Annotated in this window: 13 protein-coding genes and 1 pseudogene; 5 read left to right on the plus strand and 9 right to left on the minus strand. The window is 71.7% G+C overall.

Annotation, left to right across the window (positions count from 1 at the left end; genetic code table 11):
• Positions 1 to 150: 150 nt before the first annotated feature.
• Complete coding sequence (locus tag IF99_RS0112330; RefSeq protein ID WP_030996471.1) at positions 151 to 519, minus strand: STAS domain-containing protein; 369 nt, start codon at positions 517 to 519, stop codon at positions 151 to 153.
• Between the two features lie 354 nt (positions 520 to 873).
• On the opposite strand from IF99_RS0112330, the gene IF99_RS0112335 reads away from it, so the two are divergent.
• Positions 874 to 1,824, plus strand: coding sequence for an RNA polymerase sigma factor SigF (locus IF99_RS0112335; RefSeq protein ID WP_030996472.1), 951 nt, complete (start codon positions 874 to 876; stop codon positions 1,822 to 1,824).
• Positions 1,825 to 2,100: 276 nt separating this feature from the next.
• On the opposite strand, the gene IF99_RS0112340 is transcribed toward IF99_RS0112335, so the two are convergent.
• The 3 genes and pseudogenes from IF99_RS0112340 to IF99_RS0112350 all read right to left on the minus strand — a co-directional run.
• Positions 2,101 to 2,292, minus strand: a complete 192-nt coding sequence (locus IF99_RS0112340) for a DUF397 domain-containing protein (protein ID WP_030996473.1) — start codon at positions 2,290 to 2,292, stop codon at positions 2,101 to 2,103.
• On the minus strand, positions 2,289 to 2,633 hold the full coding sequence (locus tag IF99_RS0112345; protein WP_030996474.1) for a helix-turn-helix domain-containing protein: 345 nt from the start codon (positions 2,631 to 2,633) through the stop codon (positions 2,289 to 2,291). Before IF99_RS0112345 ends, IF99_RS0112340 begins: the two co-directional genes overlap by 4 nt.
• A gap of 104 nt (positions 2,634 to 2,737) precedes the next feature.
• Positions 2,738 to 2,908 (minus strand): annotated as a pseudogene (locus tag IF99_RS0112350) (transcriptional regulator); the annotation flags it as partial.
• A gap of 538 nt (positions 2,909 to 3,446) precedes the next feature.
• Here IF99_RS0112350 and IF99_RS0112355 point away from each other — a divergent pair.
• Positions 3,447 to 4,886 (plus strand): endo-1,4-beta-xylanase, encoded by a 1,440-nt coding sequence (locus IF99_RS0112355; protein ID WP_030996476.1) that lies wholly within the window; start codon positions 3,447 to 3,449, stop codon positions 4,884 to 4,886.
• 273 nt (positions 4,887 to 5,159) lie between these two features.
• On the opposite strand, the gene hutI is transcribed toward IF99_RS0112355, so the two are convergent.
• From hutI to hutU, 4 genes are all read right to left on the minus strand, one after another.
• Complete coding sequence (gene hutI / locus IF99_RS0112360) at positions 5,160 to 6,326, minus strand: imidazolonepropionase (RefSeq protein WP_030996477.1); 1,167 nt, start codon at positions 6,324 to 6,326, stop codon at positions 5,160 to 5,162.
• Positions 6,323 to 7,681 (minus strand): formimidoylglutamate deiminase, encoded by a 1,359-nt coding sequence (locus tag IF99_RS0112365; protein ID WP_030996478.1) that lies wholly within the window; start codon positions 7,679 to 7,681, stop codon positions 6,323 to 6,325. Before IF99_RS0112365 ends, hutI begins: the two co-directional genes overlap by 4 nt.
• Positions 7,682 to 7,706: 25 nt before the next feature.
• On the minus strand, positions 7,707 to 8,906 hold the full coding sequence (locus IF99_RS0112370) for an allantoate amidohydrolase (RefSeq protein WP_030996479.1): 1,200 nt from the start codon (positions 8,904 to 8,906) through the stop codon (positions 7,707 to 7,709).
• Between the two features lie 89 nt (positions 8,907 to 8,995).
• Positions 8,996 to 10,690: a urocanate hydratase gene (gene hutU / locus IF99_RS0112375; protein WP_030996480.1), complete on the minus strand. Its 1,695-nt coding sequence runs from the start codon at positions 10,688 to 10,690 to the stop codon at positions 8,996 to 8,998.
• A 347-nt stretch (positions 10,691 to 11,037) separates the two neighbouring features.
• Between hutU and IF99_RS0112380 the strand changes: the two genes are divergently transcribed.
• From IF99_RS0112380 to IF99_RS0112390, 3 genes are all read left to right on the plus strand, one after another.
• Entirely contained in the window at positions 11,038 to 12,042 is a 1,005-nt protein-coding gene (locus IF99_RS0112380; protein ID WP_030996481.1) for a ScbA/BarX family gamma-butyrolactone biosynthesis protein, read from the plus strand.
• Positions 12,039 to 12,737, plus strand: coding sequence for an HAD-IA family hydrolase (locus tag IF99_RS0112385; RefSeq protein WP_030996482.1), 699 nt, complete (start codon positions 12,039 to 12,041; stop codon positions 12,735 to 12,737). Before IF99_RS0112380 ends, IF99_RS0112385 begins: the two co-directional genes overlap by 4 nt.
• 67 nt (positions 12,738 to 12,804) lie before the next feature.
• Entirely contained in the window at positions 12,805 to 14,007 is a 1,203-nt protein-coding gene (locus IF99_RS0112390) for a cytochrome P450 (protein ID WP_030996483.1), read from the plus strand.
• A 15-nt stretch (positions 14,008 to 14,022) separates the two neighbouring features.
• Here IF99_RS0112390 and IF99_RS0112395 read toward each other — a convergent pair whose 3' ends face one another.
• A complete protein-coding gene (locus IF99_RS0112395; protein ID WP_030996484.1) occupies positions 14,023 to 14,385 on the minus strand; it encodes an ArsR/SmtB family transcription factor in 363 nt (120 codons plus the stop codon).
• Positions 14,386 to 14,519 lie beyond the last annotated feature (134 nt).

Genomic DNA, 14,519 nt, shown 5'->3' on the forward strand with positions numbered 1-14,519 from the left:
ACACTTTCGACACTTCAAGTCTCTCGGGGACCCGCTGGGGAGGGTCCTGACGGCTGCGGGGGTCACGGGAATCTCCTGCCCGACAGCGGGCGGCGGACACCTGCGGATCACTCCTCGCCCCCGTCTCGTGACCCGGGGCCCGCCCCGCGCTCAGCCGGTGAGCGCCTCGGCGAGGGTGGGGTGCACCTGGAAAACGGCGTCGGCGCCGGTGATCTCGAAGACCCGTGAGACGACCGGCTGCATCGCCGCGAGGTGGATGCCGCCACCCGCCGCCTCGGCCCGCAGCCGGGCGCCGAGGAGCACGTTGAGGCCGGTGGAGTCGCAGAACTCGAGCTCGGAGCAGTCCAGGACGATCCGGTCGTGACCGGCGTCGAGCTTGCTGTCGAGTGGTTCACGCAACAATTCGGCGGTGTGGTGATCCAGTTCACCGGCGAGCGCGACCACGACCCAGGGGCCCTCTTCGCGCACCTCGACGCGGAGCCGTCCCCTGTTCGCGCTGCCGACCGTCCCGCGGTCCATGCCGTCTGTCTCCTGAGCCTCGTCGTCCACCCGGCTGCGTGGCGCGGCGTGCGGAAACACGACGCGCCTCATGGCCTTTGTGCTGACCCGGCGTCCACTCCCACTGACCCTCCGCGACCAAGGCGCGGGCGAGCTCTGGGCAGAGGTACGCCGATGTTCTCGAACACTACGCCCTCGACACCCCTCTTCGGTAGCCGAACAACCGCCCAAAAAGGGACATTTGCCTCGTATCGCACTTGCGGTCACTGCGCGCGAGCGGGTAGGGCTAGAAGAACGCATTCGATACAAGCCGGCTTTGGAGGCGCCGCACACCGCAGTGCACGTATTGGCATCGGCAGCCATATGCCGAGAACGATGGAGGACATCATGTCATCCCAGCTCGACGCATCGCGGGCGAATCCGGCGACGTCGACCATCCCCGCTCCTCGCCCCCCGGGCGCGGCGAAGCGGGACCCCGCCGTGGCCCCCCCGGCCTTCCGGTCCCCCACCGCCGTACCCGAGCTGGCGGATCTCCCGGAGATCCCGCCGCTGGACGAGGTGGGGCCGCTGGACGCACGGGCCCTTTCCAAGAACCTTTTCGAACGACTCGAAGACCTCGACGAGGGCACGCACGCCCACTCCTATGTACGCAACACGCTCGTCGAGCTGAATCTCGCCCTGGTCAAGTTCGCCGCCTCGCGCTTCCGCTCCCGCAGCGAACCGATGGAGGACATCATCCAGGTCGGCACGATCGGCCTGATCAAGGCGATCGACCGCTTCGAGCTCTCGCGCGGGGTGGAGTTCCCCACCTTCGCGATGCCGACGATCATCGGCGAGATCAAGCGTTTCTTCCGTGACACCTCGTGGTCGGTGCGGGTCCCGCGCCGGCTGCAGGAGCTGCGCCTCGACCTGGCGAAGGCCGGGGACGAGCTGGCACAGCACCTGGACCGCGCCCCGACCCCCTCGGAACTCGCCGAGAAGCTCGGCATCGAGCGCGAGGAGGTCATCGAGGGCATGGCGGCGTCGAACGCCTACACCGCCTCCTCGCTGGACGCGCAGCCCGAGGAGGACGACAGCGAGAGCGCTCTCGCCGACCGGCTCGGTTACGAGGACCACAGCCTGGAGGGCATCGAGTACATCGAGTCCCTGAAGCCGATGATCGCGCGGCTCCCGCAGCGGGACCGGATGATCCTCTCGCTCCGCTTCGTCGCCAACATGACGCAGTCGGAGATCGGCGAGGAGCTGGGCATCTCCCAGATGCACGTCTCGCGCCTCCTCTCGCGGACCCTCGTGAAGCTCCGCAAGGGGCTGACGCTGGAGGAATGAGCACCGCGCTCCCGGCTTTGATCTGAACACGTGCGCTGCGGCAGTGCGCGAGAGGCCCGTCCCGCCCCCGGGACGGGCCTCTCCGTGTTTCCTCTTCCCGCACGTGCCAAAGTCATGCGCGCGCGGCAAATTCCTTACCGCACGCCCACGTTCGGCACCGAATCCACACGCACGTCGGCCGCACGGACCCGAGGAACCCGCGCGCCCCGCGCCGCACCGGACACCGCGAAGCCCGCCGCTCCCGATGCGGGACACGGCGGGCTCTCGATGGTCGCGTCAGCGCTCGCGCACGCTCCCGAGGAAGCGAGCGAAGGCCGCCCGGCCGAACTCGATCACGGGACCGGAGGCCGCGCACTTGCTGTCCCGCACGGGCATGACGTCTCCCCCGACGGCAAGCTCCACACAATTGCCGCCGTCAGCACCGCTGTAGCTGCTCTTCACCCACGTGAGTCCGTCGCGGTTCGTCATTCGCATTCCCTTTGCTCGGCCAGTCGGTGGAACAGCTCGGCCGACTGCGTCCCGGACATGGCGCTCTCGCGCAGATGGTCACACAACTCCGGGTCGGTGGCGCCGAACAGCTCAGTCCGCCTGTCGGCGTAGACACCGGGAGCGCCCGCCACCACGTCCATCTGCTCGGCGAAGGCCGCCGTCGCCGGGACCGATCCGCTCTCGACGCGGGACACGAGCGTCTGATGGCAGAACATGCGCTGGGCGAATTCCGTTTGGCTGAGCCCGAGATGCTCCCGGAGCCGCAGGACGTAGACGCCGAACTTCTTCGCGGCCTTCGCGCGACGCTCGAAATCGCTCACGCGTTCAACCTCCGTGTCATAGCGTCAAGTTGTCGGCCCCTTCGGCGCCATTGAATACCAAGGCACCGGTAACCGCGGACGTATCGGCAGGAACCACTCCGCGCCTACGACCGCGGCACATCGATCGCGCGCACGATCAGCGCGCGGGCCTCCGTCCCGTACACGGCCAGGTGCGGCAACTCCTCGAACGCCTGCACATACAAAGCGACTTCGGACGGCTGGTTGATGTTCACCCGCGCCGGGAGCAGTTCGGCCGACACGAGTGTGCCGTCGTAGCGCTGAACGACTCTGGACCCATATCGGGCGGCCCCCGTTGGGCATGGGATGAGCACTCTGACTCCGAGACGGTTTCGAAAGTTTCGAAACTTACCCCGATATCGTGACGCCACAAGGTAGGGACGCGGGGTGTTCCGGTCAAGGCTTGCCACTGATCTGCCTGGAAACAGCATCCCCCTGCGGGCCTGACGGACGAGCACGCCGGGCGGGCCCCTCCTGAAGGCACACGTATGGTTCGCCCAGTCCAAGGGGTGTGTGGGGAGTGGAAGTCCCGGACACGCGCTCGCTCCGACCGCGCCCCCGCACCGTTCGGCGACGGCGGCGCAGGGGCTGATTTTCCCCTCAGAAGTTTCGGAGCATTAATCGAAACTTCTGCTGCGGAGAGTATTGACGGCCCTCACCGGTGCCTCAATCATCCCTGTCTGAGGAGCTGACCGTGGTCCGCAAGACCGGACGTCGGCCTCGGCCCTCTGTCCTGCACGGCAGGTCCGCACCCCCCACCAGTCCTCTCGTGATGTCCCCCTTGGAGGCACAGTCATGGGCTTCTACACCCTTCCCGGAGCCGTTGTCCGCCGGAGAACCCGCGGCCTGCTGTTAGCGCTGGTCGTCGGCGCCCTCGGCGTGTCCGGCGCGCTGGTCGCGCCGCCGGAGGCACACGCGGCCGAGAGCACGCTCGGCGCCGCGGCGGCGCAGAGCGGCCGCTACTTCGGCACCGCCATCGCCTCGGGCAAGCTGGGCGATTCGGCGTACACGTCGATCGCGAACCGTGAGTTCAACATGGTGACGGCCGAGAACGAGATGAAGATCGACGCCACCGAACCGCAGCGGGGCCAGTTCAACTTCAGCTCCGCCGACCGCGTCTACAACTGGGCGGTGCAGAACGGCAAGAAGGTGCGTGGCCACACCCTCGCCTGGCACTCCCAGCAGCCCGGCTGGATGCAGAGCCTCAGCGGCAACGATCTGCGTCAGGCGATGATCAACCACATCAACGGCGTGATGGGCCACTACAAGGGCAAGATCGCCCAGTGGGACGTCGTGAACGAGGCCTTCGCCGACGGGAGTTCCGGAGCCCGGCGCGACTCCAATCTCCAGCGCAGCGGCAACGACTGGATCGAGGTCGCCTTCCGCACCGCGCGCACCGCCGACCCGTCCGCCAAGCTCTGCTACAACGACTACAACGTGGAGAACTGGACCTGGGCCAAGACGCAGGCCATGTACTCGATGGTCCGGGACTTCAAGCAGCGCGGCGTGCCGATCGACTGCGTGGGCTTCCAGGCGCACTTCAACAGCGGCAGCCCCTACGACAGCAACTTCCGCACCACGCTCCAGAACTTCGCCGCCCTCGGAGTCGACGTGGCCGTCACCGAGCTGGACATCCAGGGCGCCCCGGCCACGACCTACGCCAACGTGACCAACGACTGCCTGGCCGTCGCGCGCTGCCTCGGCATCACGGTCTGGGGTGTGCGCGACAGCGACTCCTGGCGAGCGGAGCAGACCCCGCTGCTGTTCAACAACGACGGAAGCAAGAAGGCCGCCTACTCGGCCGTCCTCAACGCGCTCAACGGCGGAGGCACGACGGAGCCCCAGCCCCCGACGGGCTCCGTGCAGATCAAGGGCGTCGGTTCGAACCGTTGCCTGGACGTGCCGAACGCCAGCACCACGGACGGCACCCAGCTCCAGCTGTGGGACTGCGGCGGCGGCAGCAACCAGCAGTGGGTGGCCACTGACGCGGGCGAGTTCCGGGTCTACGGGGACAAATGCCTGGACGCCGCCGGTACGAGCAACGGCAGCAAGGTCCAGATCTACAGCTGCTGGGGCGCCGACAACCAGAAGTGGCGCGCCAACTCCGACGGATCCATCGTCGGCGTCCAGTCCGGCCTCTGCCTCGACGCCGTCGGGACCGGCACCGCGAACGGCACGCAGATCCAGCTCTACTCCTGCTCCGGCGGCAGCAACCAGCGCTGGTCCCTCACCTGAGGGGACCCGCCCCGCACGAAGGGGCGAACCGATGACGGCCCGCGGTGCGGGGGCCGAGGCGGCGACGGCAGGCAGGACGCCCGGCCTGCGCCCCGAGAGGCTTCCCCCTCGGTGGTGCGACTGATCAGCACCGCGCACCTGCACGATCCCGGCCCCGCCGGGGAGCGGGCAGCACGTCCTGCCGGATGAGACGGGTGGCGGACCTCATGTCGCCGCCCGCCTCGTCCGGCGCCGAAGGCACCTTCGTGCCGCGATCGCGAGGGCGCCTTCCGGTCAGCCGACCCGCTTCCCCGCCCGCCAGACCTCGGCCACCAAGGGCACTCCGGGGCGGTAGGCGAAGTGGACGTGGCTGGGGGCGTCGAGGAGGAGGAGGTCCGCGCGGGCGCCGGGGGTCAGCGTGCCCACGTCCGTGCGGCGCAGCGCCCTCGCTCCGCCCGCCGTCGCGGACCAGAGGGCCTCGTCGGGGGTCATGCCCATGTCGCGGACCGCGAGGGCGAGGCAGAAGGGCATCGAGGAGGTGTAGGAGGAGCCGGGGTTGCAGTCCGTCGACAGGGCGACCGTCGCTCCCGCGTCCAGCAGGCGGCGCGCGTCGGGCCACTCGGCGCGCGTCGAGAACTCCGCGCCGGGGAGCAGCGTCGCGACCGTGTCGGAGGCGGCGAGCGCCGCGACGTCCTCGTCGCTCAGGTGCGTGCAGTGGTCGGCGCTCGCCGCGCCCAGTTCGACCGCCAACTGGACGCCGGGGCCGTACGTGAGCTGGTTGGCGTGGACGCGCGGGGTCAGTCCCCGCGCCGCGCCCGCCGTGAGGATCGCGCGGGCCTGGTCGCCGTCGAAGGCGCCCTTCTCGCAGAAGACGTCGACCCAGCGGGCGTGCGGCGCGCAGGCGTCGAGCATCGGGCCCGTCACGAGGGACACGTACGCCGCCGGGTCGTCCGCGTACTCGGGGGCCACGATGTGCGCGCCCAGGTACGTCACCTCGTCGGTGTGGCGCGCGGCGAGCGCGAGCGCGCGGGCCTCGTCGTCGACGGTCAGGCCGTACCCCGACTTCGTCTCCTGCGTCGTCGTGCCCTGCCGCAGCCCTTCGGTGAGGTGCCGTACGAGGTTGGCCTCCAGCTCCGCGTCGCTCGCCGCCCGCGTCGCGGCGACGGTCGTGCGGATGCCGCCCGCCTCGTAGGGCCGGCCGGACATGCGGGCGTGGAACTCGCGGGTGCGGTCGCCCGCGAAGACGAGGTGCGCGTGGGAGTCGACGAAGCCGGGGACGACCGCGCGCCCACCGGCGTCATGGCGCGTGTCCGCCGCCGGGGCCGCGCTCGCGGGCCCGGTCCAGGCGACGCGGTCGCCGTCCACGACGAGCGCGGCGTCCTCGATCAGGCCGAGCGGGCCGCCGTGCGCGGGGTCGTTGGTGACGAGGGAGCCGATGCCGGTGAGGAGGGTGCTGGTCATGCGCGCGCGTCCGTTCCTTCGGTGTGCAGGGCCGCGATGGTCTCGGCGAGGAGGGCGGCGGGGTCCGCGACCCGGGTGTGGCGTCCGTCCCGTACGACATGCTCGCCGCCGACGACCGTGTGCCGCACGTCCGCCGCGCTGCCCGCGAACACGGCGGTCTCGGCGCCGAGTTCGGGGCCGTGCCCGGCGGTGCGGACGGTGTCGAGGGCGAGGGTCGTGAAGTCGGCGGGCGCGCCGGGGGCGAGGCGGCCGGCGTCGGGGCGGCCGAGCGCGGCGTGGCCGCCGGGGCTCGCCGCTTCGAGGAGCGCGGCGGCCGTCCAGTGGCCGCGCGCGCGGGTGCGCAGGCGCTCGTCCAGCTCCAGCGCGCGGGCCTCCTCGAAGAGGTCGAGCACGGCGTGGCTGTCGCTGCCGAGCGAGAGCGGACTGCCCGCCTCCTGGAGTGCGAGGGCGGGCCCGATGCCGTCCGCGAGGTCGCGCTCGGTGGTCGGGCACATGCACGTCCCCGTGCCGCTGCCGCCGATGAGCCGGATGTCCTCGTCCGTGAGGTGGGTGTTGTGGACGCCGGTGGTACGGGGCCCGAGGACGCCGTGCGCGGCGAGGAGCCGGGTCGGGGTCATGCCGTGCGCGGCGAGGCACGCCTCGTTCTCGGCGGGCTGCTCGGAGAGGTGGACGTGCAGGGGCGCCTCGCGCGCGGAGGCCCAGGCGGCGACGGTCGCGAGCTGGGCGGCGGGGACGGCGCGCACGGAGTGGATCGCCGCGCCGATGACGGTGTTGTCGTCGCCGCGCAGCCGGTCCACGCGCCGGGCCCAGGCGTCCGCGTCGCCGTCGCCGAAGCGGAGCTGGTGGGGCTCGGGCGGGGCGCCGAAGCCGGAGGAGAGGTAGGCGGTGTCGAGCAGCGTGAGGCGGACGCCCGCCTCACGCGCGGCCTCGACGAGCGCCTCGCCCATCGCGTTGGGGTCCGTGTACGGGGTTCCGTCGGGCTGGTGGTGCACGTAGTGGAACTCGCCGACGGCCGTGATGCCGCCGAGGGCCATCTCGGCGTACACGGCGCGCGCCAGCCGGTGGTACGAGTCCGGGGTGAGGCGCTGGGCGACGCCGTACATCGTCTCGCGCCAGGTCCAGAACGTGCCGCGCGCCCGCTGCGTGGCCGCGCGCAGGGCGCGGTGGAAGGCGTGCGAGTGCGCGTTGGCGAGCCCCGGCAGGGTGAGGCCGCGCAGGGGCTCGGCGCCGGGCGGGGGGCCGGGGACGCCTTCCCGCAGCGAGGCGATCCGGCCGTCCGCGCCCGCCGTCAGGAGGAGGCCCGAGGCGGTGCGGGTACCGAGCCACGCGTGTTCGAGCCAGTACGTCAGCGGCACGCCCGCTCCTCCCGTCCGTGGTGTGTCAGCGGCACGCCAGCTCCTCCAGTACGTCCGCGAGGGCGGTGACCCCCGCGTGGCAGTCGGCGCGCTCCGCGTGTTCGGCGGGGGCGTGCGAGACGCCGGTCGGGTTGCGTACGAACAGCATGGCGGTCGGGACGACGGCGGAGAGGATTCCCGCGTCGTGTCCCGCGCCGGTGGGCAGGACGGGGACCTCGCCCTTGCCGGTGCGCAGGACGCGGCCCAGTTCCTCGCGCAGCGCGTGGCCGAACTCGACGACCGGCGTGAAGGACTCCCGTACCACGGACAGGTCGACGCCCTCGCGCGCGGCGGCGTCCCGGGCGGCCTCCTCGATCGCGGTCACGACCGTGTCCAGGGTCTCCTGGTCGGCGGCGCGCGAGTCGAGCCAGCCGCGGACGAGCGAGGGGATGGCGTTGACGCCGCCCGGCACGACGTGGAGCTTGCCGAAGGTCGCGACGGCCCGCGCGAGCGCGGCCTCGCGGCGCGCGGCGAGGACCGTCTCGGCGTAGGGGAGCATCGGGTCGCGGCGGTCCGCGAGCCGGGTCGTCCCGGCGTGGTTGGCCTCGCCGCGCCAGTCGAAGCGCCAGCGGCCGTGCGGCCAGATCGCGCTGGCGATGCCGACCGGGTCGCCGGTCAGGTCGAGCGCGCGGCCCTGTTCGACGTGGAGTTCGACGTAGGCGGAGACGCGGTCCAGGCGCGCGTGGTCGGCACCGATCGCGTCGGGGTCGAAGCCGGCCCGCTCCATGGCGCGGGGGAGGCTGACGCCGTCGGCGTCGCGGAGCGCGAAGGCCGCTTCCTTGGTGAGCGCCCCGGCGCTGAGGCGCGAGCCGACGCAGGCGAGGCCGAAGCGGGCGCCTTCCTCGTCGGCGAAGTTGGTGATCGCGAGGGGCTTGCGGGGTGCCGCGCCGCGTTCGCGCAGGGCGTCGAGCGCGGCGAAGGCGGTGACGACGCCGAGGGGGCCGTCGAAGGCGCCGCCGTCGGGCACGGAGTCGAGGTGCGAGCCGGTGACGACGGCGTCCCGGCCCCCGGGGTCGCCGAGCCAGGCCCACTGGTTGCCGTTGCGGTCCTCCTCGTACGCCAGCCCCCGGTCCGCGGCCTGCCCGCGGAACCAGTCGCGTACGTCACGGTCGGCGTCCGTCCAGGCGAAGCGGCGGTAGCCGCCGCTGTCCTTGTCGCGGCCGAGCGGGGCGAGGGTGTCCCACATGCGGTCGAAGTCGTCGGGGGTGCGGGAGGGGGCGGCGGGGGCCAAGGCGGGCTCCGCCCCGGCCGTCGCGCCGTCCGGGGTGCGCCCGCTCACGCGGCGCCGCCCTCATGCCCGCCGCCCTCGTGCCCGTCGCCCTCGCGCATCGGGATGCGGACGCCCTTGGCCTCCGCGACGGCCTCCGCCTCCTCGTACCCGGCGTCGACGTGCCGGATGACGCCCATGCCGGGGTCGTTGGTGAGGACGCGGCGGATCTTCTCGGCCGCGAGGGGGGTGCCGTCGGCGACCGTGACCTGCCCGGCGTGCAGCGAGCGGCCCATGCCGACACCGCCGCCGTGGTGGATCGAGACCCAGGAGGCGCCGGAGGCGACGTTGACCATCGCGTTGAGGAGCGGCCAGTCCGCGATGGCGTCCGAGCCGTCCTTCATGGCCTCGGTCTCGCGGTACGGGGAGGCCACGGAGCCCGTGTCGAGGTGGTCACGGCCGATGACGATCGGGGCCTGGAGTTCGCCCGAGGCGACCATCTCGTTGAAGCGCACACCGGCCTTGTCGCGCTCGCCCTGGCCGAGCCAGCAGATCCGGGCCGGGAGTCCCTGGAAGTGGACGCGCTCCTGCGCCATGGTGATCCAGCGGCGCAGCGACTCGTTCTCGGGGAAGAGGTCGAGGAGCGCCTGGTCGGTCTTGTGGATGTCGCTCGCCTCGCCGGAGAGCGCGGCCCAGCGGAAGGGACCCTTGCCCTCGCAGAAGAGCGGGCGGATGTAGGCGGGCACGAAGCCGGGGAAGGCGAAGGCGCGCTCGTACCCGGCGAGCCGGGCCTCGCCGCGGATCGAGTTGCCGTAGTCGAAGACCTCGGCGCCCGCGTCCTGGAAGCCGACCATGGCCTCGACGTGCTGGGCCATCGCCTCGCGGGAGCGCCGCGTGAACTCGGCGGGCTTCTCCTTCGCGTACGCCGCCATGTCGGCGAAGTCCACGCCGAGGGGGAGGTAGGCGAGCGGGTCGTGCGCCGAGGTCTGGTCGGTGACGATGTCGATGGGGGCGCCGTCGGCGAGGAGCTGGGGGACGATCTCGGCGGCGTTGCCGAGCAGGCCGATGGAGAGGGGCTCGCGGCGGTCGCGCGCGGCGGTGGCGAGGGCGAGCGCGTGGGCCACGTCGTCGGCCTTCACGTCGAGGTAGCGGTGCTCGATGCGGCGCTCGATGGCGCGCGGGTCGCAGTCGACGCAGATCGCGACGCCGTCGTTCATCGTCACGGCGAGCGGCTGCGCGCCACCCATGCCGCCGAGCCCGGCGGTGAGGGTGATGGTCCCGGCGAGGGTGCCGCCGAACTTCTTCGCGGCGACGGCCGAGAAGGTCTCGTACGTGCCCTGGAGGATGCCCTGGGTGCCGATGTAGATCCACGAACCGGCCGTCATCTGGCCGTACATGGTCAGGCCCAGCTCCTCCAGGCGGCGGAACTCCTCCCAGTTCGCCCAGTCGCCCACGAGGTTGGAGTTGGCGATGAGGACGCGGGGCGCCCACTCGTGCGTGCGCATGACGCCGACGGGGCGGCCGGACTGGACGAGCATCGTCTCGTCGTTCTTCAGCGTGCGCAGGGTGCGGATCATCGCGTCGAAGGAGTTCCAGTCGCGGGCCGCCTTGCCGGAGCCGCCGTAGACGACCAGCTCGTCGGGATGCTCGGCCACCTCCGGGTCCAGGTTGTTCTGGAGCATCCGCAGCGCGGCCTCCTGCTGCCAGCCGAGGGCGCTCAGCTCGGTGCCGCGGGGGGCGCGGACGGGGCGGGGACCGGACATGGGCTGCCTCCTGTGACTCGATTGATTCACATACTCCACTCCTGAATAGCCCTAGTCAATGGCGACAGAGGGCCGCGGCGGCACGATCCCTCCGCCCCCTAAACCGGCCCTCACGCAAACAGTTCCTCTCAGTCACGTGTCGGCCGGTGAACACACGGGGACGCGCGGCGAGTGTGACGCACTCCACGCCGCCCGTCCGCATACCGCCCTGCGCAGGCGTTTTCCGGCCTCGCCGGGCGGAGGCCATCGCTCCGCACGCTCTGTGATCGTCATATGTACATGGCGAAGCAAATCGAACCTAGATACGGTCGGCTTCGTACCTGTTGCTGGTTGAAGGGGGAAGAAACATGGACCAGTTGGGACTCGACTTCGACATCACGGTGCCGCGTCGCCTCGTGCACAGAGCCTCCGTCACGGAGGTCTTCCTGACGGACCACAGGCCGCAGGGCGACGGGGCCCTCATCGCGGCACAGCTTCCGCGTACGCACGACTACTACAACGACCACACGGCCACGCCCGCCAAGTACGACCCGCTGCTCCTCATGGAGGTGCTGCGGCAGTGCGGCATCCTCGTGGCGCACGAGTACCTCGGCGCGCCAGCCGACGCGAGCTTCGTCTTCGACGGCGCGACCCTGCGCGTGCTGTGCGCCGAGGCGCTGACCATCGGGCCGCGACCGGCCCGCGCCACGGTGGACTTCCGGGTGGAGGAGACGAAGGAGCGCGCGGGCGCCCCCTGCGGTGCCGTGTACGTGGCGCGCCTCGACATCGAGGGGCAGCCGGCGGCCGAAGCCATGCTGGAGTGCCGCTGGATGCCGCGCCGGGTCTGGCAGAAGCTGCGCGAACGCAGCCGCTCGGCTCTCGACCTGAGCCCGCGTGCCCGCCTCACCGGACAGCGGCTGCCCGGCTACCTGGTGGGCCGGCGCTCTCCGCAGAACGTCGTGCTCGCGGACGCCACCGTCGGCGGGACCACCGGCGAGGGCACCACCGTCGTCGGGCACGTGGTCGTGGACCCGGGGCACCTCGGCCTCTTCGACCATCCGCTCGACCACATCTCGGGGGCCGTCATGTTCGAGGCGTTCCGGCAGACAGCCCTGTACGCCGCGAGCGAGGTGCACGGGCTCGCCCCGCGCGGCCTCTTCCTGGAGCGGATCGACACCCGCTTCGTCCGGGTGGCCGAGTTCGAACTGCCCACGGACTGCCGGGCGCGCGTCGGCGCGAGCGACGAGACGGGTGTCTCGGTCGACCTGGAACTCGTCCAGGAGGAACGGGTCACCGCGACGGCGCGGGTGCGCCTGGGGCGTTCGCTGATCGCCGCCTTCGCGGAGCGGGAGACGGGGCTGGTGAGCGCGTGAGCACCGCCCCCTGGTCCGGGGCCCGCGGCCGGGCCCCGGACATGATGGTGTGGTTCGACTTCGGCGGCGTCCTCTCGCCGCCGCTCGATGAGCTGTTCCGCGCCTTCGAGAAGAAGACCGGTATCAGTTCCGGCCACCTGCGCCTCGCCATGAAGGACGTCGGGCAGGCACTCGGCCTGCCACCGCTCGCACCCATCGAGTCCGGCGCGATGCCCGAGGCGGAGTGGACCGCTCTGCTCTCGAAGGCGTTGCGCCGGCGCTGGCCGGGTCTCGACCAGTCACGCGCCCGCTGGGACGCTTTCGGGCGTCAGTGGTTCGAGGGGGTCGAGGTCAACGCCCCGGTGGCCGCGGCGGTGCGGCGGCTGAGCGAGGCCGGGGTGCGGGTCGGGGTCCTCTCGAACAACGTCCGCGAGTGGGAGCCGTACTGGCGGGGCATCATCGCGCCCGCCGGAAAGCTGGACTTCGTCGTGGACTCCTGTCTGCACGGGGTCCGCAAGCCCGAACCGGCGATCTTCGCCCTCGCCCAGCGCACCGCGGCGGCCGGAGCCGCGGACTGCGTCCTCGTGGACGACCTCGCGGAGAACTGCGCGGCCGCCGAGGAGGCCGGGTGGACGACCGTCCACTTCCGGGACAACGAGCAGGCGCTGCGGGAGCTGAGCGCGGTCACCGGCGTCCGCCTGTGCAAGCTCCCCTGACCCCGCGCCGCGCACCCGGCCCCGCCACCCCAGAGCAACTTTCCTCTCACTCTCACTGGAGTACCCCATGGCCACCTCCGCGCCTCCGCGACCGAGCGTCGACGGCATACCGCACCTCGACCCGGTCCCGACCTTCGTCCCCCTCGCCGCACGCGGTCGCGGCGGTCTTCCCCTGATCGAACTGCCCAGCGGGCACACCGCCGTCCACCTGACGCGCTACGCGGACGTGCACCGCGTCCTGACCGACCCGAGCTTCGGGCGCACCGCGACCAACACCGAGGGCGGGCCCAGCTTCCTGCCCACGATCATGCCGAAGGAGTTGCTGCTCAACCTCGACATGCCCGGCCACTCCCGGATGCGCGGCTTCGTCAACGCCGACTACAGCGTGGCCGGCGTCGAGCGGCTGCGACCCCTGGTGAGGGAACTCGTGGCGGCCAAGGCGGCCCGGCTGCGCGAGGCCGAGCGCCCCGACCTCTACGCGGCGGTGCTCGACACACTGCCCGCCGAGGTGAACGGGCGCTTCCTCGGCATCCCGGACACCGACATCGCGTACTACCGCCCGCTCGGGCACACCGTGCAGGTCGCCTCGCACGAGGACGTGCCGGGGCTCGTCGCCGACTTCACCGAGCTGTACACGTACCTCACCGGGCTCGTCACCGGGGCGCGGCCGAGGATCGAGGGCGGCGTGATCGACCGCTTCCTCGCCGCACGCGACACGGTCGAACCGCCGCTCGACGACGCCGAACTGGTCGGCATCCTGCTCGGTTCCGTCCTCGGGGCCGACCAGAACATCCTGTCGGTCGCGTCGAAGATCGCGTACGTGCTGCTGTGCCGCCCCGTGCTGTGGCAGCGCCTCGCGGCGGAGCCCGGGATCGCGCCGCGGCTCGTGGACGAGCTGATCCGGCTCATCCCGCTCGGCAACATCTCGGCCTTTCCCCGGATCGCGGGCCGCCGGACCGAGCTGGCGGACGGGGTCGTCGAGGAGGGCGAGGTGGTCTACCCGGACGCCTTCGCGGCCAACCGCGACCCCGAGGTCTTCCCCGAGCCGCTGCTGATCGACCCGGACCGCACGGGCAAGCGGCATCTCCAGTTCGGCTACGGGATGCACCACTGCATGGGCGCCGCGCTCGCGCGGATGGAGATCACGGAGCTGCTCACGACGCTCGCGGCGGAGTTCCCCGGGCTCGCGCTCGACGCCGATCCGGCCACGCTCACCTGGGACAGCGGCGTCATCCTGCGGCGTCCGGTGACGTTGCCGGTGCGCTGGTAGCCCTCGCGCGAAACCTCACGCTGCCGGGAGCCCCGCCGCTCCCGGCAGCGCCCCGTCCACGGGCAGCGGCGCGTTCTCCGCCACGAGCCGGAGCAGGCCGGGGAAGCGCCGCTCGATGTCCTCGCGGCGCAGCCGGGCGCAGCGGCTGTTGCCCCGGTCCACCTGCCGTACGAGTCCGGCCTCGCGCAGGATGCGGAAGTGGTGCGTACGGGTGGACTTGCCCACGGGCAGGCCGAAGGACGTACACGTGCGCTCGGTGTCCTCCGGCTGCCGGACGAGCGTCGCGATGACGTGGTAGCGCAGCGGGTCGGAGAGCGCTTTGAGCACCGTCTGGAAGTCGAACTCCTCGACGTTCGGGTGTCCTTCGGCATCGGGCATGGCTGCGGCTCCGGGGGGACGAAGTTGAAAACTATACGTTCCGATCCAAGGTACTACTTGCGTGCGACCTTGCGAACATGCCAGAGTGAGGTTCGATATAAAGCGAACCTATGTGGGGCGCAGCACACCTGCGG

The organism is Streptomyces sp. NRRL F-5630, from assembly GCF_000719475.1.
Taxonomy (GTDB): Bacteria; Actinomycetota; Actinomycetes; order Streptomycetales; family Streptomycetaceae; genus Streptomyces.